Genomic DNA, 21877 nt, shown 5'->3' with positions numbered 1-21877 from the left:
GCTGCCTATCTGGCAGCCTTTGTTTTTACATATGTTAATTTAAAAATTTCTTTTCACCGTATTTATATTCAATACCAACCTTGAGGATATCGCCCTCCCGTTTAGCTTGCAGCGACTGCTGCATACCATTCAGCATTTGCTCAAGTTCTTGATCAGATAAGGTTTTACCGCCCTGTTGCAAATAATTCTTCATGATAATTTTCATAATTTGTTTATCATATTCAACATTCGCCTGATATTCGACCAGATTCGGTGCCATTTTGAACAAGCTTTCAAAAGATGTTTGATGACCTGGCATCACCTTGCCCGTCAGGCTCGCCTTGGCATAACCCTCACCTACCTTAATTTGATTATTCTGCGATTCAAAAGCAAAACCGTCATTTACAATCGCCAGGAAACTGCTTACCACATCCTGATTGAGTTCTTCTTTTGCTATACATGCTGCACTACTTTTTTCCAATAAATCAAAAAAATTCTGCACTTTTTGTCGATTAAGAGCAGCCAGCTTAAAGTTCATTTCAAAATCATGAAAACTAGGAGTTTTATACATGGTCATTTCATCAATTTTGACCTGAGTATCAAAAGCAACCTTGGTTTTATCGAGCTGAGTATTTACCCGCAAAGCAAAGCCTTTTAATTCACCACTGCCAAACTGCTGCACATTTCTATCCGTACGCTGAATTGAAGCAATATTTAATCGAGTTTTCCCTTCATCCAAAACAGAATTTAAGCCCTGATTGGTCTCAAACTCTAAATCACGCATCTGTACATGGCCCAATTTATCATTCACCGTCATATTCGGAATTTGAAATTTTACATTCAACACATCGAATTGGTCATCTTTTGATTTGGCAAGGATTGTAAAAGTCATGGGATCAATGCGAGTTTGTATATCTGCATCATTTTTCTCATACACCGGAGTGACGAGTGAAGTGTGCATTCTTCCCAACCAATCAATTTTTGTTTGAACTGTTAACGGTTGCTTCAGTAAACGTTGGAAGGTTGCATCACCTTGTTTTAGGGAGATTTTTGATTGAATCTGATAGCCATTCCAGCTGCGCTTGATTTCATCTTGCCCGCTAATCATCAGGATATCTTTAGGCTTACAGGGATCAAGAGTAAATTCGGCCGTCCAGTCAGCAGAACCCTGCATCGCACCCATATTAAAATTTTTATACTGAATCGACATGAAATTTGATTTTTGATGCTGTTGATAATAGGAAGTTAAACTTTTGTCTGCATATAAATTCCCTCCTATGACCGCTGTTGCCAATACCACAATGCTTCCCAGACCCCAAGTTAATTTTGACATAGTATCTGCTCTAGATTTATGTGTTTTTATTAAAGAAAAGTATAAGTAAATTTTTTAATAAAAGATAATTATTTTGCATATTAATAACTTATATGCATAAAGAATCACAAAAAAATTAGAAATTATGTCAATTTTTTACCCAAATTTTCACTTTTTCGACTGAAATTGTCAGGCGTAAAAAAACCCGGCCGAAGCCAGGTTTTTTTCTATTTACAGCAAATTAACTTAATTTCATTTTTTCAAATTCAAGATGACCATTTTCCCCTTTCACGAAAATGGTATCTCCTGGCAGAAAATCACCACTCAGGATTTTTTGCGCCAATGTATTTTCTACTTGTTGCTGGATAGCACGCTTTAATGGACGAGCACCATACACAGGGTCAAAACCGGCATCAATCAATTGATCAAATGCAGTATCATCCACTGAAAGTCGCATATCTTTTTCGCTTAAACGTGCACGTAAACGATCTAGCTGAATATCGGCAATACCACGAATTTGGGCTTTTTTGAGTGAATGGAATACCACCAACTCATCAATACGGTTAATGAATTCCGGACGGAAGTGTTGAGATACCGCGCTCATCACCACCGTACGAACTTCATCATCAGTTGCGTGTTCACCCAGTTCACGTACATCCTGTGAACCGAGGTTTGAAGTCAACACAATGACCGTATTTTTGAAGTCCACCACACGACCCTGCGAGTCGGTCAAACGGCCATCATCCAGCACTTGCAGCAAGATGTTAAATACATCTGGATGGGCTTTCTCGACCTCATCAAACAGCACCACACTATAAGGTTTACGGCGTACTGCTTCAGTCAAGATCCCTCCTTCTTCATAGCCCACGTATCCTGGAGGTGCACCCACCAGACGGCTGACGGAATGTTTCTCCATGAACTCGCTCATATCGATACGTACCATGGCATCATCACTGTCGAACAGGAAATTAGCCAATGCTTTGGTCAATTCAGTTTTACCCACCCCGGTAGGACCCAAGAACAGGAATGAGCCACTAGGACGGTTTGGGTCAGACAAGCCTGCACGAGAACGACGCACTGCATTCGATACAGCCACTACGGCTTCATCTTGCCCCACGACACGGTTATGCAAGAATTCTTCCATATTTAGCAGTTTCTCGCGTTCACCTTGCAGCATTTTAGCGACAGGGATACCGGTTGCAGCACTGACCACTTCAGCAATTTCATTTTCAGTGACTTTGGTACGAATCAGTTTAGGCTCTTCGTTATTTTCTTCAGCAACTTCTTCTGCATCCAGACGTTTTTGCAGCTCGGGAATGACGCCATATTGCAAACGGCTGGCTTCAGCCAAGTCACCTTCACGTTGGGCTTTTTCAAAAGCGGTACGTGCTTTGTCCAATTCTGTTTGAGCCTGACTGGTACCTTGAACCAAAGCTTTTTCGGCACGCCACACTTCTTCCAGATCGTTATATTCACGCTGAACTTCTTCAATCTGTTTTTCCAGATGGGTCACTTCAGCCTTACTGACTGAATCTGCATCCTGTTTGACCGCCTCTAGTTGCATTTTCAGCTGAATCAAACGACGGTCCAAACGGTCGAGTGGCTCAGGTTTTGAGTCAATTTCCATTTTGATCCGCGAAGCTGCTTCATCAATCAGGTCAATAGCTTTATCGGGTAATTGGCGATCGGTAATATAACGATGTGACATCTTCGCAGCAGCGATAATGGCCGAATCCAGAATTTGCACTCCATGATGGGTGGCATACTTTTCTTTCAAGCCACGCAAAATCGCAATGGTATCTTCCACGCTTGGTTCATCAACCAGTACCTTCTGGAAACGGCGTTCCAGTGCAGCATCTTTTTCAATATATTGACGATATTCATCCAGTGTTGTTGCACCGACACAGCGCAGCTCACCACGAGCCAATGCAGGTTTCAACATGTTGCCGGCGTCCATGGCACCATCGCCTTTACCTGCACCCACTAGCGTATGCAATTCATCAATGAACAGAATGATTTGCCCTTCATATTTGGCCAAATCTTTGAGCACTGCTTTTAAACGCTCTTCAAACTCACCACGATATTTTGCACCGGCCAACAATGAACCCAAGTCCAAAGATAGAACCCGTTTACCTTTCAAACCTTCCGGCACTTCATTATTAACAATACGCTGTGCCAAGCCTTCTACAATCGCAGTTTTACCCACCCCTGGCTCACCAATCAACACCGGATTGTTTTTGGTACGGCGTGACAACACCTGAATGGTACGACGGATTTCTTCATCGCGGCCTATCACAGGATCGAGCTTGCCATTCAGGGCACGTTCAGTTAAATCAATGGTGTATTTATTGAGTGAATCACGTTGATCTTCGTGGGTATTACTCATGACTTGTTCGCCGCCTCGAATATTTTCAATTGCTTTGCGTAAGCCTTCAGTGGTTAGGCCTACATTATTTAATAAAGTTTTGGTTGCCCCGGTTTCCGCTAAGGCTAACAGCACCCAATCGGTAGACAGAAACTCATCCCCAGCTTTTTGTGCATAGCTGTCCGCCAGATTTAATGCGCGTACTGCTTCGGGATTTAGGTTAATGTCTCCAGTAGGATTGGCGATGGTCGGTGCATCTTGAAGCGCTTGCTGCAATTTAGTTTGAAGATCACGCAGATTTGCCCCGGCTTGTTGTAACAAGCTGATATTGGCCGGTTCTTCTAAGAGCACCGATAAAATATGAATACCTGATATTGCGGTATGGTCTTTACCCATGGCCAAGGACTGAGCATCTGATAAAGCTTGCTGCAAGCGGTTTGTAAATTTTTCAAAACGCATTCTTATTTTCCTCACAACAAATTTTGTACTTGGATAATAGATGGGAATGGTTTGATATTTTTCAATAAAATTTCTTAAAAAATATTTTAATTTTCAACAACTAATATAATTAAGTTAAAAAAGTAAACCTTAATTATAATATGGGTATTCGGGCTATTTTTTTCAAGTCAATTTAGACTGCTTCTTTATAAAAATTTATTCAAAATGTATTTAGATAAGACCCGAAGAGATTAAATTCAGGAGAAAAAATCTTGAGATGCATTTTGGCTAGATGCGTACTGCTTAAAAATGAGATCAGATGATAATTAAATGTTAAGGATAAAAATCTAGATGCGAAATTGAAATCAAATAGAAACCAGACAATAAAATCAGGTAAATTTTTAATCCAGACAAGAATTAAGTCTGAACTTCTTTATATTCAACAATATGAATTTTGGATGTTTGATTAAAAATGGCAATCCACCAATGAATTGCCATCTAGATTTTTATTATGCTGCTTCAATAATTTCAAAATCGTGGGTAATTTCTACCCCACCGTCTGATAACATTTTGCTTGCAGAACAGTATTTTTCAGCTGAAAGTTCAACTGCTTTAGCCACCTGTTTTTCTTTCACGGCTTTACCCGTCACCACGAAATGTAAATGGATTTTGGTAAATACCGCAGGAATGCTGTCAGCACGCTCAGCTTTTAACTGACATACAACATCCGTCACATCTTGGCGAGATTTCTTTAAAATAGTCACAATATCAAAGGAAGCACAGCCACCAAGTCCCATTAATATCAACTCCATGGGACGTGGTCCACGGTTTTCACCACCATAGGCCTCGGCCCCATCCATTACAATTTGGTGACCACTTTCCGATTTTGCTTCAAAAGCAACATTCTCTAGCCAATGAACGCTTGTTTGCATTGCAACTACCTGAAAAAAACTATAAATTTACGATGTACCTGTACACTAACATAAATTGAGTTGATAAGGAATTTCAGCTCTTCTATGTGACAAGTTCATTTTAGGTCTTGTGCGATCTATTAATTATCCATATTCGGAACCGTTAGCATGACTTCAAACTTTTCACAACTGAGTACCGATGCTCTTTCACCCGGCCAATTACCTGAGTCTGTGAAGGCATTATTAAAACGTGCTTATATTAACCGCTATCCAAAACGAACTGCCATTGTAGATGCAGGCTCAGAATCAAAATCGCTTTATTTGATTTTAAAAGGTTCAGTTTCCATTATTTTACGTGAAGATGATGAGCGTGAAATTGTGGTTGCTTATTTGAATGCTGGGGATTTTTTTGGGGAAATGGGCCTATTTGAAGCAAATCCACAACGTACCGCAGAAGTACGCACACGTGACGTATGTGAGATTGCTGAAATTACCTATGAAAACTTCCACGAATTAAGCAAGCAATATCCAGATCTGAGCTATGCCGTATTTGCCCAACTGGTTCGTCGCTTAAAAAATACGACACGCAAAGTGACTGACCTGGCATTTATTGACGTATCGGGTCGTATTGCTCGTTGTCTGATCGATCTTTCTTCTCAACCAGAAGCCATGATTTTACCAAATGGGCGCCAAATCCGTATTACCCGTCAAGAAATTGGCCGTATTGTAGGATGCTCGCGTGAAATGGTCGGTCGTGTTTTAAAAACACTAGAAGAACAAGGCATGATCCAGACCGATGGTAAAGCCATCCTGATTTTCGATGTTGCAACTGCGGATGCCGAAACATCTTTAGATGACCTCGATGACGAAGAATAAGTTTTATGCTATACAAGATAAAAGCAAATCTTAGGATTTGCTTTTTTTTATGCCTGTATTTTTAGACAGGTCTTTTTTAAATTTTATGACAAGGTTAATACTATTGATGATTTAACACTGCGAAAAAAATAAGTTAGCCTTATGAGCTATTTTAAAACCTCATGATAAAAAATTAAGGATGGATCTGCATGCAACTCAAACCTTTAGCAAACACCGGGATTCTGGTTCCTGAAATTTGTTTAGGCACCATGACCTTTGGTGAACAAAATACCCAAGCAGAGGCTTTCCAACAACTTGAATATGCTTTAGATCAGGGTTTGTTTTTTTGGGATACTGCAGAAATGTATCCTGTACCACCAAAACCTGAAACCCAAGGTGCAACTGAGACCATACTAGGGAACTGGATTGCACAGCGCGGCCAACGTGAAAAACTGTTTATTGCATCAAAAATTGCTGGCCCTTCACAAGGTGGCAGTCACATTCGTGACGGGCAAACGCGCTTTACTGCACCGGAGATTGCTTCTGCTATTGATGGTTCCTTAAAACGCCTGCAAAGCGATTATATCGACCTGTATCAACTACATTGGCCCCAACGTCCAACCAACTTCTTTGGCAAACTGGGTTATGGTAATGCGGAAGCCCAAAATGAGCAGGAAGTTACCGCGTTAGAAGAAACCTTAAGCGCCTTAAGTGATGAAATTAAAAAAGGACGTATTCGTTCTATTGGGCTGTCCAATGAAACTCCATGGGGCACTTTAAAGTTTTTACATCTGGCAGAAAAATTAGGCCTGGAAAAATTTGTCAGTGTGCAAAATCCGTATAGCCTGCTCAACCGGACTTATGAAATTGGCATGTCTGAAATTGCCCACTATGAGAATGTCGGACTACTGGCTTACTCACCTTTAGCTTTCGGTTATTTGACTGGAAAATTCCGTCATGGCGCTCGCCCTGCAAATGCGCGCGTGACTTTATTCTCACGTTTTAGCCGCTATAGCAATCCGCAAAGCGAATGGGCAACCGAACAGTATGCCCAGCTTGCAGAACGACATGGCTTAACCCTGACTCAACTGGCATTGGCATTTATTAAGCAGCAGTTCTTTGTCACCAGTACTATTATTGGAGCAACCAATCTGGATCAGCTTAAAGAAAATATTCAGGCCTTTGATATTGATTTATCGGCAGAAGTTTTACAGGGTATTGAAGATATTCATCGTAAACAACCTAATCCAGCACCCTAATTTCATTTTAAGCACTGCTTTAAAATGAAATTAGGAAATTGAAGTAAAAAAGTTTTTACCCTATTTTAAAGGAAAAAATAACTTCTTTATTTCTTATAACCTCATAACCTTTAATGCCCTCACCCCTTGCGCACTCAGAATATATTCAGAGGATGCTCATCCCATAGGGAGAGGGTACAAAAATTAAAAAAGGATGCACTAAGCATCCTTTTTTAATGAGCTACAAACAATTAACGTTTGTTATAAACTGCTTGAGCTGCTGGCAAGTTTTTACGCATTGCATCAATACGCTGTGCATTTGAAGGGTGAGTAGACAAGAATGATGCACCACCTGCACCTTCCAACTTGTTCATTTTTTCCCAAAGCGTAATTGCCGCTTGCGGATTATAACCTGCACGCGCCATGAGCATTAAACCACCTTGGTCAGCACGGCTTTCAAGACTGCGTGAATATGGCAAGCCCACACCCACCTGTGCACCTAACTGTGCTGCTGCAGCACCGAGCTGTCCTACGTTATTACCCGCATAGCCTAGACCAATATTTAAAGCCAAATCCGTTAACGCCTGTGCACCAATTTTCTGTTTAGAATGCTCTTCTAAAGCATGCACCATCTCGTGACCCATCACCGCAGCAATTTCTGCATCAGTCAGGTTGAGTTTATTCACGATACCGGTATAAAACACGACCTTACCGCCTGGTGCTACATATGCATTAATTTGATCTGACTTTAGAACTGCCAGTTGCCAGTCAAACTTCTGACCTGTCTGGTTAATTTGGTCACCATAAGGTTTTAGACGTAAAAATACCGAATTGATGCGTTTATACGTAGATGATGACGTATCCAAGGTTTTATTTGCGTTTGCTTCCTGAACAGTTTTATTAAAGCCTTGTGCAGCCGTCACATTTAATGTGGATGAATCTGCCCCAGCCATATCTGCTACAGTAGTACAACCCGAGAAAGTGATTACACTAGCTGCACACAAACTTAACATCAGCTTGCTGTTCATTATAATAATCTCCACCTTAAAAATAGATATCTCTTTTCTAAAGATTATATGGAATAGTAAATAATCTTTAAATTAATATTCTCTCCACAATCATATCATTTATGTAAACAGGCTTATTTAAGAAATTGAAAACTAAGCCAATAAATTAGACATAAAATATTCAGTCCCAAATATATCTGGCAAAATGGTTTAATTTTCTGTTCCAGTTGCTCGTTTTTACGCTTCAAAAATAAAATTGCATTTTGGATCAGTACAATCGGAACCAAAATACACGCAATAATGACGCTTAATCCAATAAATGCTGCATTAATAATTTGAGGATCTTGAGTTTGTGCCTGTATCACCAGCATGGCAATGGTCGGAGCCCCACCCATTGCAAACAGTAATGAATAAAACATCGTTGCTGATATATTTTTATGCATCATGCATAACCTTAGATTTATTTTATATTTTTTTATTCTAACAAGAGCCCCTAAATTAAACAGTATGCACGGATGCAACTTTAGTCTGGCGAAAATTATCTCCATGCCCCTTCTATTTTATATTTTTCAAATCAAATTCCATAAAAAAGCCCCGCATATAGCGAGGCTTTTCAATCAATTTAATGCTTGAAATTAAGCATCAAATGGGTGGCGAAGAACGATCGTTTCTTCACGGTCTGGACCAGTTGAAATGATGTCGATTGGACATTCAATCAATTGCTCAAGACGTTTCACATAATTAATTGCAGCTTGTGGCAATTGATCTAGTGATTTAGCACCGAAAGTAGACTCAGACCAGCCTGGCATAGTTTCATAGATCGGTTTTAAAGTTTCGAATGCAAGCGCATCAGAAGAACCTACACAACCAGAATCAGCTGCTTCGTAACCTACACAGATTTTCACTTCTTCCAAACCGTCAAGAACGTCAAGTTTAGTTAAGCAAATACCAGAAAGTGAGTTTACTTCTACAGAACGGCGTAGAATTTCAGCATCGAACCAACCACAACGACGTTGACGACCTGTAGATGCACCAAATTCTGAACCAACAGTACCAAGGTGTTTACCGATTGCATCACCAACATCGTTAGCAGCATCGTATACAAGTTCAGTTGGGAATGGACCAGCGCCTACACGAGTTGTGTACGCTTTAGTAATACCCAATACATAGTCAAGGTGCAATGGACCAAGACCAGAACCAGAGCTTACGCCACCAGCAGTTGTGTTTGAAGATGTTACATACGGGTATGTACCGTGGTCAACGTCAAGAAGTGAACCTTGCGCGCCTTCAAACATGATTTTTTTGCCAGCTTTACGGTATGCGTGAAGTTCGCCAGTCACGTCGATTACCATAGGTGCTACAACTTTGCGCCATTCGTCGCATAGTGCGATCACATCTTCAACGTTAACTGCTTCAACGCCGAAGAATTGAGTCAACTGGAAGTTGTGGTATTCAAGCAGCTCTTCAAGTTGAGCTTTAAGATGTTCACCACCACGTACAAGGTCAGCAACACGAATTGCGCGACGTGCAACTTTATCTTCGTAGGCAGGACCGATACCACGACCAGTCGTACCGATTTTCGCATTACCACGTTTGATTTCACGTGCCTGGTCAAGCGCGATGTGGTGTGGAAGAATTAATGGACAGTTTGGAGAAATACGTAAACGTTCACGTACTGGCACACCTTCTTTTTCAAGAATGTCCATCTCTTTGATTAAAGCTTCAGGTGAAAGAACAACACCGTTACCAATTAAGCAAAGTACGTTTTCACGTAAAATACCAGATGGAATGAGGTGTAATACAGTTTTCTTACCACCAACCACAAGAGTATGGCCTGCGTTGTGTCCGCCTTGATAACGAACTACCGCTGCCGCTTGATCTGTGAGCAGGTCGACGATCTTGCCTTTGCCTTCGTCGCCCCATTGGGTACCAAGTACCACAACATTCTTGCCCATAATAGCCTCATTACATCATGCTGTTAAAATAGAAAACTAAATGGCGTGACATGAACACACCATCTAGCGATTAAATTTTTTCGACAGTCCACTCGCCCGCAGCATTCACCAATTGGTGAGTCGCAAACGGAATTGAGTTTAAATCATCATTACCTAATAACTGAATAACACTTAAGCCTTGTGCACGCACAGCTGCAATCGCGTCAAGCAATGCTTTGTCTGTACCTTTAGGTGCAACAACCTTCTGAACCTTCTGAAACTGGCCTGCACTGAGTGCATACAAGTCACAAGAGAAGCCCGTTGCAGGACGTGCACGACCAAAGTGTTCACCAATACCGTCATAACGACCACCTTGAGCCAGTGGTGCTGCACGGTTCGGCGCATATACCGCATACATTAAACCAGTGTGGTAGTGATATGAACGAAGTTCTACAACATCAATACCAATATGTAAGTTTGGCCAGCGTGCCTGAATTTCAGATCGTGTGGTTTTTACTGCATCAAATGCCTGTTTAAATGCCGGGTCTGCAATAATTTCAGCATTCAGGTTGGCTTCTAATGCATCCAAATCACTTGAATAACGACCTAATGCGTAAAAATCTGCACCAAATTTTAATTCTTGTGTAAATTCAGCCAGTTCAGGCAATGCTTTGCGTTGATAAAGATCCGAAAGCTGACTTTCTTCCGCTTTGGTTAAACCTGCATGTTTAACCAGACTACGGAATAAGCCGACATGACCTAAATCCAGATGGATACCATCCACAAAGCTTGCAGTTTTTAATAAGTTGAGCATCACGTCAATCATTTCGACGTCAGCATCAATACTGTCTGAACCAAAAAGTTCCGCACCCAATTGCAGCGGTGCACGCGTGGTATTAAAACCTTGAGGTTTGGTGTGTAAAACCGTGCCAGCATAGCAATAACGCGCTACGCCTTCGACTGGATGTACATGCGCATCGATACGGGCCACTTGCGGTGTCATATCGGCACGCACACCAAGCAAACGGCCAGAGAGTTGGTCGATTACTTTAAAAGTGGCTAAGTCTAAATCTTGATTCGATTCTGAGAGAGAAGAAAGAGATTCGATGTATTCGATAAATGGCGTGTACACCAGCTGATAACCTCGAGATGCGAGGAAATCTAATGCTTCACGGCGCAAAGCTTCAATTACTTGCGCTTGTTCTGGTAATACATCAGCTACACCATCAGGTAATAACCATGTCTCTGAAATGGGCATGTTGTAAACCTAAATACTTGTCAGCGCGGAAGTAATCCGCATAAAAAAATCGGGAGCACACCCGATTTCTCCTAGTCTAGCACGATCACTTTAGCAGTGCACATGACTTTTTGCAGATTTGTTCGATTTTTACCAACTAATTAATAGCGTTTGAAAACTGAATAACCAAAATCATTACCGATTGATGAGCTGGCATGCAAATTCGGTGGTGACCATGAATTTTCTGAAATATAGAATGATTCTGTAACTGCAATGCCAAATTATGCAGGTTGTGCCTGGCTGCGTGCTAATCTCGGTCATTGCACCGTATTTTGTTAAAGACAACCCTGCCGATATGATTGCAATAGTCATTACCCTGATTGCAGCATCACATTTTTCTTTATTACCCACGGTGGCCATAAGCATGGCATCTGCCGCAGTTTTAAGAATGCTGCTGATATAAAGTAAATTCGTAATAAATTATAGCTATAGCAAGGGTTTATCAGCAGAACTGACTTTTGCCAATATCCCGACCAATTCAGCATTTTGTGATTCAACCTGACTCAGTTTAGTCGTGGTCTTCTCAATCACTTCTTGCTGAATATGCATTTTCTTCGCCAGATCCTGCATAATTTCCAGAGTTTTTTTAAGATTCTCTTCCAGATGAATCACTTTTGTTTCCAATTGTTGATTCAACTGAATTTCACTGAGGGCAGCACCTTGATTGGTAAATTGTGCCCAAATCAAAAAAATCACTGCTATGGCTAAAAGGAAAATAAATCCCCATATAAATATCAACATAGATGCGCTACCCGTGTTATTGATTCATGGCGTATCTTTACCGTGAATCCATAAGATTAAGTTTTAAAAAGCTTATAATTTTCAAATAGAATATAAAATTAACCGTGCTGGAATTGTATTTATTATAAGCATTATTATGAGTCGACGTTGAGCCGCTAATCCACTGCTATTTCTAACACATGGAACTTCATAGCAGTCTATTCATCCTACTCAAGGCAAGATCTTTACTCAACAACAAATCAACCATTCGAACAAATTGATAATAATTGAGTTACAGGTCTCACTATTTACAACCGCACGCTATGCAATTCGATCAATTTCCAAAGCAGCAAGATGAAAAAACTCATCTCACTCACAATCATCTTTAAATAAAGGCATGGATCATTTATCGGGTAAATGACTCACATAAATCCAGCAAGCGATTCGCATACCCCCATTCGTTGTCATACCAGGCAAAAACTTTGGCCTGATGTCCAACCACCATGGTTTGGCTCAAATCCACAATCAATGAATAAGGCGAATGGTTAAAGTCTGATGAAACCAGAGGTTCATCGGTAACATCCATAATTTCCGCATAATCCTGACGTGCCGATTTGATCAGGATTTCATTAATTTTATGTGCTGTAACATGCGACTGCGCAACAAAAGTAAGGTCAATAGCAGCCACATTAATGGTCGGTACGCGTATGGAATAACCATCTATCCGCTCTTCCATTTTCGGCATCACCCGTTTTAACGCAGCCAATGCCGAAGATGTGGTTGGAATAATATTGTGACCTGAAGCACGGGCACGGCGTAAATCACGGTGCGCATGATCCAGCACCGACTGATCTGCCGTAACCGCATGAATTTCTGTCATCAGTGCAGTATCGATTCCAAAAGCATCATCAATAATTTTAACTAGAGGAACCAGGGCTTGTGTAGTGCAGGATACACTGGAAATAATCTGGTCTGTGGCTTTGACTTCGTGATGGTTTACCCCATACACAATGGCCGCATCCACACTATCGAATGGTGCAGCGCCAATAATGACCCGTTTTGCCCCTGCGCTAATATGCTGTGTTGCTGCTGCACGCGAACGGAATAAACCGGTACACTCCAGCACCACGTCAATATTCAAATCATTCCAAGGCAGGCTTTCAGGCTGTTGCTGACAAAAGACCTGTACTTTTAATTGCGCCAGTCCGGCCGAAATATGTAAAAAAATCTGCTCATCTTGCAAAAGCACTTCGACCTTGCCCTTAAAGCGGCCATGCGTGCTGTCGTATTTGAATAAGTGAACCAGCGTCTCTACATCTGCAATATCGTTAATGGCTACGATATCAAAATGAAAATCTTTAGGATTTTCAAACCAAGCCCGTAATACATTGCGACCAATTCGCCCGAAACCATTAATGGCTACTCGTTGCATTAGATATCCTTAACTCTTGGGTAGATGTAAACACCGCTCTATGTTAATGGATTTTAACCAGATACCGATACCATTTCTGCTGGTGTATTTATGAAATATCTAAGCAATAAGGGTTTCAGCCTGCTTATTTTGCCTCAAATTTTATTAAGACCAAGCTACTTCAAAATATTTACTTCACTTTTCATTTATTTTATATCTTATGCCTATACCTGCATTTAGCTTATAAATTGAATGCAAGAAACCTAAATACAGCTTAAATAGAATTGTGATTAATTCGCCTGAAAGTGATTGGTGCATGCGGCTTTTTCCGTTATACTTTAGCGTTTTAAAATTTTAAGCCAGTATCTCAAGCCAGCTTTATAAAAGTAAGACTTGCTTGACATGCTATTAGCCAAATACAAGATTTATGGAGTGACTTGGTTGTGAGTACTCGTTTTATGACATCAGCTGAAATTCGCGAAGCTTTTTTAAGCTATTTTGAATCGCAAGGGCATACACGTGTCGCGTCGAGTTCTCTGGTTCCTGCCAACGACCCAACATTATTATTCACCAACGCTGGTATGAACCAGTTCAAAGACTGCTTCCTCGGTCTTGAAAAACGTGATTATGTTCGCGCAACATCTTCACAAAAATGTGTACGTGCCGGTGGTAAACACAACGACTTAGACAACGTCGGTTATACCGCACGTCACCATACTTTTTTTGAGATGTTAGGTAACTTCTCTTTTGGTGATTATTTCAAACGTGATGCGATCAAATTTGCCTGGGATTTTTTGACTAATGAGCAATGGCTAGGCTTACCAAAAGACAAACTCTATGCCACGGTTTACCACACCGATGACGAAGCCTTCGACATCTGGAACAAAGAAATTGGCTTAGATGCATCTCGCATCATCCGTATTGGCGATAACAAAGGTGGTCAATACGCATCTGACAACTTCTGGGCAATGGGTGACACTGGTCCTTGTGGTCCATGTTCTGAAATCTTCTTTGACCATGGCGACCACATTTGGGGTGGCTTACCGGGTACTCCTGAAGAAGATGGCGACCGTTTCATTGAAATCTGGAACAACGTATTCATGCAGTTCAACCGTACTGCTGATGGCGTCCTTCACCCTCTTCCAGCACCATCTGTAGATACAGGTATGGGCCTGGAACGTATTTCTGCAGTTTTACAACACGTAAACTCAAACTACGAAATCGACCTGTTCCAACATTTATTAAAAGCTGCTGCTGAAATCATTGGTCTAGATACCACTGAAATTGAAGCTGCTGCAAAAGCTGCAAACAAACCAGTTGACTACCCTGCTTCGCTTAAAGTAGTTGCCGACCATGCACGCTCATGCTGCTTCCTTATTGCAGATGGCGTGAACCCTTCTAACGAAGGCCGTGGTTATGTGCTACGTCGTATCATCCGCCGCGCAGTTCGTCACGGTAACAAACTGGGTGCGACTGGCTCATTCTTCTACAAAATGTTGCAACCTTTGATTGATGTGATGGGTGCTGCATATCCTGAACTTGCAGTTAACCAAGCACGCATCGAAGCACAGCTTCTTAAAGAAGAAGAACAATTTGCTAAAACTTTAGAGCAAGGTTTGAAATTGCTTGAAGGCGAATTAACAAATCTGAAAGGTTCAGTGATTCCTGGCGCAACAGTATTCAAACTGTACGACACTTACGGCTTCCCAACTGACTTAACGGCTGACATCGCACGTGAACGTGAATTAACCATTGATGAAGCTGGTTTTGAAGTTGAAATGGCTGCACAACGTCAACGGGCACGTGATGCAGGTAAATTTGCCATCGACTACAACAGCATTGTAAAAGTTGAAGGTGAAACCCAGTTTGAAGGTTATGAAGCCACTCAAGCTCAAGGCCAGATTGTTGCAATCTACAAAGATGGCGAACAAGTTGAAGAAGTTCATGAAGGCGACGAAGCACTGATCGTATTGAACCAAACGCCTTTCTATGCAGAAAGCGGTGGTCAAATCGGTGATACAGGGATCTTCAAAAACGATACCGGTATCTTCGAAGTTCAGGATACCAAGAAGTCTGGTGGCGCTTTTGTTCACCAAGGTATCGTGACCATGGGTAGCTTAAAAGCCACTCAATCTGTTGAAGCTATTGTAAAAGCAGACATTCGTGAAGCAACTGCACGCAACCACTCTGCAACTCACTTGTTGCATGCTGCCCTTCGCCAAGTATTGGGCTCACATGTACAGCAAAAAGGTTCATTGGTTGCATCTGACATTTTACGTTTTGACTTTGCCAACGACCAACCGGTGACTTTCGAACAGCTGCAACAAGTTGAACGTATTGTAAACCGTGAAGTGATTGCCAATACTGCTGTTTCTACTGAACTTTTAGACATTGAAGCTGCCAAAGAAAAAGGCGCGATGATGTTGTTCGGTGAAAAATACGGTGACGAAGTTCGTGTACTTTCTATGGGTTCAATCAAGGATGAGAAAAACTTCTCGATCGAACTCTGTGGTGGTATTCACGTTAAACGCACCGGTGATATCGGTCTGTTTAAAATCACTTCTGAAGGTGGTGTTGCAGCAGGTGTACGTCGTATTGAAGCGGTAACCGGTACTAAAGCGGTTGAAGTCGTACAAAAAGCGGATAGTGATATTCAGCACATCAACAGCGTGTTAAAAGCACAAAAAGATCAAACTATTGAAAAAGTTGAAGCAACTGTTGAAACTGCACATCAATTGCAAAAACAGATTGAACAATTGAACCAAAAATTGGCGAACTTCCAGGCAGCTGAACTTTTAAGCCAAGTTCAAACTGTTGCTGGTCGTTCAACACTTATTACCACTGTTCAAGGTATGGATGCAAAATCGCTTCGTAACCTGCATGACGGTGTGAAGTCTAAATTAGACAACGCAGTAATTGTACTTGCAGCTGTAGAGGGCGACAAAGTTAGCCTTCTTGCTTCTGTAGCAAAAGACTTTACTGCAAATATTAAAGCAGGTGACATCATCAAACACTTGGCTACCGAGCTGGGTGGTAAAGGTGGTGGTAAACCTGACTTGGCACAAGGTGGCGCGCCACTTAACGAGAAGTTTGCAACAGTGATGGCAGATTTAACTGCTTGGCTTGAAGCAAAATAAAACTTCACTTTTTGTGTAACTGATCCTGAAAAGGTAATTCAGGATCATGGCTTTTATGGAACAACTATGGCATTAATCGTTCAAAAATATGGCGGTACCTCAATGGGTACTCCCGAGCGCATTTTAAATGTTGCTCGTCGTGTAAAGCGCTGGCATGACCACGGCCACAAGGTAGTGGTGGTTGTATCAGCAATGAGTGGCGAAACCAATCGCCTGCTTGCTTTAGCGAAGGCCATTACCGAAACCCCTGATCCACGTGAATTAGACCAGATGGTGTCTACAGGTGAACAGGTTACGATTTCTATGTTAGCGATGGCGCTTAACTCCATTGGAGTAGAAGCAAAATCACTGACTGGTCGCCAGGTTGGCATCAAAACCGACAGCGCATTTAACAAAGCCCGCATTGAATCGATTGATACTGACGTATTAACTGAAAACCTAGATGCTGGCCGTGTACTTGTTGTTGCCGGTTTCCAAGGTTTTGACGAATTTGGCAACACAACGACTTTAGGTCGTGGCGGTTCAGATACTTCTGGTGTGGCACTTGCAGCTGCGCTCAAAGCAGATGAATGCCAAATTTATACAGACGTGGATGGGGTTTATACCACCGACCCACGTGTTGCACCAAAAGCGAAAAAAGTGGATCGCATTTCTTTTGAAGAAATGCTGGAAATGGCATCACTTGGTTCGAAAGTCCTGCAAATCCGTTCAGTTGAATTTGCCGGTAAATATCAGGTGCCTTTACGCGTACTATCAAGCTTCGATAACGACGATGATGGCGCATTTGACGAAGACTTCAAAAACAACGTCGGAACTCTTATTACTACTGAATTGGAAGACAACATGGAACAGCCAATTATCTCTGGTATCGCGTTTAACCGTGACGAAGCAAAATTGACTATCTTGGGTGTGCCTGACCTACCTGGCATTGCATCCAAAATCCTGGCGCCAATCGGTGCAGCGAATATCGAAGTCGATATGATCATCCAGAATGTGGAAGAAGATGGTACCACTGACTTCACTTTCACGGTCAACCGTGGTGAGTTCACTAAAGCAAAAACAATTCTGGAGCAAACTGCGAAAGAAATTGGTGCACGTGAAGTTGCGACTCGTTCAGACATCGTTAAAGTGTCTATCGTGGGTGTAGGTATGCGCTCACATGCTGGCGTGGCAAGCAAAATGTTTACTGCTCTAGCTGAAGAAGGCATTAACATCTTGATGATTTCAACTTCAGAAATCAAAATTTCTGTGATCATTGAAGAAAATTATTTAGAACTTGCTGTGCGCACTCTTCACACGGCTTTCGGTTTAGACCGTGAATCTGGCGAATCAAGCGCGCGTGCTTAATTCGTAGTAGCAAATTTCTGATCATTGTTGAACAAAATTTGCGAAATACGACAAAAAGAACAGAGCCACTATAGTTTTTTTTATAGTGGCTCTGTTATATTTGAAACCGAGGATTTTAAAATATTAATGAAATGTATCCTGTTAAACTTTTGAGGGATTCATTCTGTTAATATTTTGTTTGTATAAGGTTGTGTTTTTTAAAATTTAAAATCAATTGCACGTTTAGCGTTTTGCAAGGAGATAAACATGCTGATTCTAACCCGACGTGTCGGTGAAACATTAATGATTGGGGATCAAGTCAGTGTAACTGTGCTTGGCGTAAAAGGTAATCAGGTTCGTATTGGCGTAAATGCTCCAAAAGAAGTATCTGTTCATCGTGAAGAAATTTATCAACGAATTCAACATGAGCGCGCTATGCACGAACACCTGCAACACCTTGATCAGGATTATCAGCCTTCTTTTGAAGAAGATAATTTCCCACAGAATACCCAGAATGACTTTAATCGTTAAACATTAAAGATTGTTCTAATAAAGCGGCTATATAGCCGCTTTAAATTTATCTACGGGTTATTTCTATTCCAGCAAGGCCAAAGCCTTTTTAACCGGTGCATAACTACGGCGATGCTGATCAATCACACCATGTTCAGCAATGGCTTCAAAGTGAGCTTTGGTTGGATAACCCTTGTGTTTGGCAAAACCAAAGTGCGGATATTGCTGATCCAGCACAACCATTTCACGGTCACGGGTTACTTTTGCCAGAATACTGGCTGCAGAAATTTCTGCATGCAGGGCATCCCCACCCACCACCGCATCACAGCTCATCACTAAGCCTTGTGGGACTTTATTACCATCAACCAGTACATGCTCTGGCTGAAGCTGCAAAGCTTCTACAGCACGACGCATAGCCAACAAAGACGCCTGGAGAATATTGATCTCATCTATTTCTTCATGACTGGCTTCAGCAATAGCCCAGGCCAAGGCTTTCTCTTGTATTTCTATAAATAATTTTTCACGCTTTTTTTCGCTAAGTTTTTTAGAGTCATTTAAACCTTCAATCGGATTATTGGGATCTAAAATAACCGCAGCCGCAACCACCGAACCAACCAAGGGACCACGCCCCGCTTCATCTACACCCGCAATTTTCATCAACGCTTTACCTACAAAAAAAGAGGCTGAATAACATCAGCCTCTTTAATTTTAACACGAATTTAATCTGTATTATTTCACAGCTTCAGCAACACAAGCATTAATGGTTTTAGTCACTGCATTTGAAACAATAGTATTGCGCGCTGCCGGATCAATCGCAGCTGTAGCCAAATCGACTGCTGTTACACTTTGTGGTGCTTTGTCACTTACACAACCACAAATTTCAGTCTGAATATTTTGCTTTTGAGTTGCAGTCATTAATTTCGTTGCATTCTGCCAAGCAGGAATAGTATTCAATTCAGTAGTACATTTCGCATTAATTGCAATTTTAATTGCAGCAGTGCCGAGCTGCTGAGTTGCTGATTGCGTAGTAGATGTTGTGCCTGTAGTTGTATCCGTTGCTACACAAGCAGTTAAAACCAAAGCGAGAGGTGCAAGTACTGCAATTAATTTTTTCACAGCTTAATCCCTAGGTATAAAATTTGTTGCACATATTTTGCCGAAACTTAGCCAAGGAAGAAATGTATATTTCAACTGAATTTTCCCCACTCATCTTGCTTGACTGAAAAACATGCAATTCCCCAGTGTTGCAAGAAATATACGCTTCGTTCTATATTCATCATTTTTAATAATGTGTTATTTGATTAGCATACACAGACTTTTAAAATGACATGTGGGTTGGGTATAAATAACATGAACAACACATCACAATACTATACGCGTACAGCACAAATGCTTCATTGGCTCATGGCTGCTATTTTTATTGCCGCATGGGGCATTGGTTTTTATAGCGGAAATTTTTTAAGTTATGAGGTCGATGGCAGCTTTAAAGGTCAGGTCATTAGCTTACATAAGAACATCGCCACCACCATTATCTTTCTGGTCCTGATTCGTATTTTTTGGCGCTATACCCACCCTGTTCCGGCACTGCCCGACAGCATGTCACCTTTCATGAAAGTCTTGGCACACCTGGGACATTTAGCCCTATATATCATGTTACTGGCGCTCCCGATTACCGGCTGTTTGTTTAGCTGGAGTGCGGGACATCCGGCACCAGTTTTATATTTATTTGAAATTCCACGCTTGGTACAAGAAGACCCTGACCTGTTAGCCATTGTTAAACCTGTACACATTTATTTGTCTTGGTTCGCAGGTTTACTTGTCATCGGTCATATTGCAGCAGCATTAAAACATCATTTTATTGATAAAGATAATATTTTGCGCAGCATGACCCGCCAAGCAAAATAATCTGCTCATGCCCAATAAAAAAACCGCATTCTAAATTCAGCAATGCGGCTTTTTTTATAACTCAATTTATCGCTATCCATTATTTCAAAGCGTCTTGAGCACAGCCTTTCACACTATTCATCACCGCCTGTTTAATCAGGCTATTTTTTGCCGACTCACTCATGGATGCCATAGCCAATTCTTTGGCTGAAATATCCTGCAAGGCATGTTCGCCCACGCAACCACAGATTTGTTTTTGTGCCGAATTTTGCCGTTCTGTATTCATAAATAAAGCTGCTGATTGCCAGATTTTTGAATCATTTAATTCACTTTTGCAACCTTGCTCAATTACAGGTTTCAACATTTTCTGAGTTAATGACTGATTTTTATTCGTTGCAAAAACCGATACCGAACCAATCAATAAACAGATAGCAAATATCCAGCAAAAACTCTTTTTCACATTAGAACCTAATTTTTAACACCTTAGCATTCAACCGACCCATAAATGAACCGGCTGAATCAAGATCAAACTTGATGAGACTCAATTACACTAAGGCATCAATTTCTTGAGCCCATTTTTGTTTTTCCGCATCAGAAATAAAGGAGGCTTCAAACGAGTTTTTAGCCAACTGCTTAAGCTCCGCATTGGTTAAATCCAGCGCTTGGGTAATCGCAATGAAATTATCATTCATGTATCCACCAAAATATGAAGGATCATCTGAATTGACCGTAACATGTACGCCTTGTTGCAATAGACGACGGATATTGTGCTGTGCCATATCCTCTACCACACAAAGCTTTAAATTACTTAAAGGACAAACGGTTAACGGCATTTTTTCGGCAATTAAACGTTGCATCAGTTTTGGGTCTTCTTCAGAGCGTACCCCATGGTCCACGCGGTTCACATGCAGCAGATCCAAAGCTTGCCATACATATTCAGCAGGTCCTTCTTCACCGGCATGGGCGACTACCAAAAAGCCTTCTTCTCGTGCTTTGGCAAACACGCGTTCAAATTTAGCCGGTGGATGCCCGACTTCACTTGAATCCAACCCTACCCCAATAATTTGATCTTTATAGGGTAGCACTTGCTCTAAAGTTTCAAATGCAGCTTCTTCGCTTAAATGACGCAAGAAGCACATAATCAAATGCGATGTAATGCCGAATTTGGCTTTTGCATCATCACAGGCACGTTTTAAACCCTTAATTACAATTTCAAAAGCAATACCTCGATCGGTATGGGTTTGTGGATCGAAGAACATTTCGCTATGCACCACGTTATCGGCAGCACATTTTTCAAAGTATGCCCAAGCCAGATCATAAAAATCCTGTTCATGAATCAGTACATTGGCACCGGCATAATAGATGTCGAGGAAAGACTGTAAATTGTGGAAGTTATACGCCTGTTTGACTTCCTCAACAGATTTATACGGAATATCAATATGATTGCGTTGAGCAATCTCGAACATAAGCTCAGGCTCAAAAGTACCTTCAATATGTACGTGTAACTCTGCCTTTGGCATCGCTTGAATAAGCTCGATTTGATTCATATCTTA

General features: G+C 41.3%; 19 protein-coding genes and 1 pseudogene. 7 read left to right on the top strand and 13 right to left on the bottom strand.

The window, feature by feature from the left end:
* Nucleotides 1-34: 34 nt before the first annotated feature.
* The 3 genes from LZZ98_RS12255 to LZZ98_RS12245 form a co-directional block, all read right to left on the bottom strand.
* The gene (locus LZZ98_RS12255; protein WP_237788086.1) at nucleotides 35-1312 is read right to left on the bottom strand and encodes a DUF945 family protein; all 1278 of its coding nucleotides are present in this window, start codon (nucleotides 1310-1312) and stop codon (nucleotides 35-37) included.
* 220 nt (nucleotides 1313-1532) lie between these two features.
* Nucleotides 1533-4115, bottom strand: a complete 2583-nt coding sequence (gene clpB / locus LZZ98_RS12250; RefSeq protein WP_237788085.1) for an ATP-dependent chaperone ClpB — start codon at nucleotides 4113-4115, stop codon at nucleotides 1533-1535.
* Between the two features lie 488 nt (nucleotides 4116-4603).
* Nucleotides 4604-5026 (bottom strand): OsmC family protein, encoded by a 423-nt coding sequence (locus LZZ98_RS12245; RefSeq protein ID WP_237788084.1) that lies wholly within the window; start codon nucleotides 5024-5026, stop codon nucleotides 4604-4606.
* Between the two features lie 147 nt (nucleotides 5027-5173).
* Here LZZ98_RS12245 and crp point away from each other — a divergent pair, with 147 nt between their 5' ends.
* Together crp and LZZ98_RS12235 are read left to right on the top strand one after the other, a co-directional pair.
* A complete protein-coding gene (crp, locus tag LZZ98_RS12240; RefSeq protein ID WP_237788083.1) occupies nucleotides 5174-5881 on the top strand; it encodes a cAMP-activated global transcriptional regulator CRP in 708 nt (235 codons plus the stop codon).
* Nucleotides 5882-6069: 188 nt separating this feature from the next.
* Nucleotides 6070-7119 carry an NADP(H)-dependent aldo-keto reductase gene (locus LZZ98_RS12235; RefSeq protein ID WP_237788082.1) on the top strand — a complete coding sequence of 350 codons (1050 nt, stop codon included), beginning with the start codon at nucleotides 6070-6072 and terminating at the stop codon, nucleotides 7117-7119.
* A gap of 230 nt (nucleotides 7120-7349) precedes the next feature.
* Here the strand turns inward: LZZ98_RS12235 and LZZ98_RS12230 are convergent, their stop codons facing one another.
* The 4 genes from LZZ98_RS12230 to LZZ98_RS12215 form a co-directional block, all read right to left on the bottom strand.
* Entirely contained in the window at nucleotides 7350-8126 is a 777-nt protein-coding gene (locus LZZ98_RS12230) for a M48 family metallopeptidase (RefSeq protein ID WP_237788081.1), read from the bottom strand.
* Nucleotides 8127-8239: 113 nt separating this feature from the next.
* Nucleotides 8240-8548, bottom strand: coding sequence for a hypothetical protein (locus tag LZZ98_RS12225; RefSeq protein ID WP_237788080.1), 309 nt, complete (start codon nucleotides 8546-8548; stop codon nucleotides 8240-8242).
* Between the two features lie 192 nt (nucleotides 8549-8740).
* Entirely contained in the window at nucleotides 8741-10060 is a 1320-nt protein-coding gene (locus LZZ98_RS12220; protein ID WP_237788079.1) for an adenylosuccinate synthase, read from the bottom strand.
* A 70-nt stretch (nucleotides 10061-10130) separates the two neighbouring features.
* The gene (locus LZZ98_RS12215; protein ID WP_237788078.1) at nucleotides 10131-11297 is read right to left on the bottom strand and encodes an ATP phosphoribosyltransferase regulatory subunit; all 1167 of its coding nucleotides are present in this window, start codon (nucleotides 11295-11297) and stop codon (nucleotides 10131-10133) included.
* Nucleotides 11298-11547: 250 nt separating this feature from the next.
* Between LZZ98_RS12215 and LZZ98_RS12210 the strand changes: the two are divergent.
* Nucleotides 11548-11739 (top strand): annotated as a pseudogene (locus LZZ98_RS12210) (AzlD family protein); the annotation flags it as partial.
* A 23-nt stretch (nucleotides 11740-11762) separates the two neighbouring features.
* Here the strand turns inward: LZZ98_RS12210 and LZZ98_RS12205 are convergent.
* Both LZZ98_RS12205 and LZZ98_RS12200 read right to left on the bottom strand, forming a co-directional pair.
* Nucleotides 11763-12077 (bottom strand): hypothetical protein, encoded by a 315-nt coding sequence (locus tag LZZ98_RS12205; RefSeq protein ID WP_237788077.1) that lies wholly within the window; start codon nucleotides 12075-12077, stop codon nucleotides 11763-11765.
* Between the two features lie 385 nt (nucleotides 12078-12462).
* Nucleotides 12463-13488: a type I glyceraldehyde-3-phosphate dehydrogenase gene (locus LZZ98_RS12200; RefSeq protein ID WP_237788076.1), complete on the bottom strand. Its 1026-nt coding sequence runs from the start codon at nucleotides 13486-13488 to the stop codon at nucleotides 12463-12465.
* A gap of 422 nt (nucleotides 13489-13910) precedes the next feature.
* On the opposite strand from LZZ98_RS12200, the gene alaS reads away from it, so the two are divergent.
* The 3 genes from alaS to csrA all read left to right on the top strand — a co-directional run bounded on the left by alaS (nucleotide 13911) and on the right by csrA (nucleotide 18461).
* Nucleotides 13911-16604: an alanine--tRNA ligase gene (alaS, locus tag LZZ98_RS12195; RefSeq protein ID WP_237788075.1), complete on the top strand. Its 2694-nt coding sequence runs from the start codon at nucleotides 13911-13913 to the stop codon at nucleotides 16602-16604.
* A gap of 66 nt (nucleotides 16605-16670) precedes the next feature.
* Nucleotides 16671-17951 (top strand): aspartate kinase, encoded by a 1281-nt coding sequence (locus LZZ98_RS12190; RefSeq protein WP_086176336.1) that lies wholly within the window; start codon nucleotides 16671-16673, stop codon nucleotides 17949-17951.
* Between the two features lie 246 nt (nucleotides 17952-18197).
* A complete protein-coding gene (gene csrA / locus LZZ98_RS12185; protein WP_067723263.1) occupies nucleotides 18198-18461 on the top strand; it encodes a carbon storage regulator CsrA in 264 nt (87 codons plus the stop codon).
* A gap of 63 nt (nucleotides 18462-18524) precedes the next feature.
* On the opposite strand, the gene rnhB is transcribed toward csrA, so the two are convergent.
* Together rnhB and LZZ98_RS12175 are read right to left on the bottom strand one after the other, a co-directional pair.
* Complete coding sequence (gene rnhB, locus LZZ98_RS12180) at nucleotides 18525-19097, bottom strand: ribonuclease HII (RefSeq protein WP_237788074.1); 573 nt, start codon at nucleotides 19095-19097, stop codon at nucleotides 18525-18527.
* A 72-nt stretch (nucleotides 19098-19169) separates the two neighbouring features.
* Nucleotides 19170-19556 (bottom strand): hypothetical protein, encoded by a 387-nt coding sequence (locus LZZ98_RS12175; RefSeq protein ID WP_237788073.1) that lies wholly within the window; start codon nucleotides 19554-19556, stop codon nucleotides 19170-19172.
* Nucleotides 19557-19790: 234 nt separating this feature from the next.
* Between LZZ98_RS12175 and LZZ98_RS12170 the strand changes: the two genes are divergently transcribed.
* A complete protein-coding gene (locus LZZ98_RS12170) occupies nucleotides 19791-20345 on the top strand; it encodes a cytochrome b (protein WP_237788072.1) in 555 nt (184 codons plus the stop codon).
* Nucleotides 20346-20424: 79 nt separating this feature from the next.
* On the opposite strand, the gene LZZ98_RS12165 is transcribed toward LZZ98_RS12170, so the two are convergent.
* Nucleotides 20425-20784 (bottom strand): hypothetical protein, encoded by a 360-nt coding sequence (locus LZZ98_RS12165; protein WP_237788071.1) that lies wholly within the window; start codon nucleotides 20782-20784, stop codon nucleotides 20425-20427.
* An 85-nt stretch (nucleotides 20785-20869) separates the two neighbouring features.
* Nucleotides 20870-21871 (bottom strand): adenosine deaminase, encoded by a 1002-nt coding sequence (locus tag LZZ98_RS12160; RefSeq protein ID WP_237788070.1) that lies wholly within the window; start codon nucleotides 21869-21871, stop codon nucleotides 20870-20872.
* Nucleotides 21872-21877 lie beyond the last annotated feature (6 nt).

Source organism: Acinetobacter sp. SM34 (assembly GCF_022012365.1).
GTDB lineage: Bacteria > Pseudomonadota > Gammaproteobacteria > Pseudomonadales > Moraxellaceae > Acinetobacter.
This window is presented reverse-complemented; position numbering and strand designations above follow the sequence as displayed.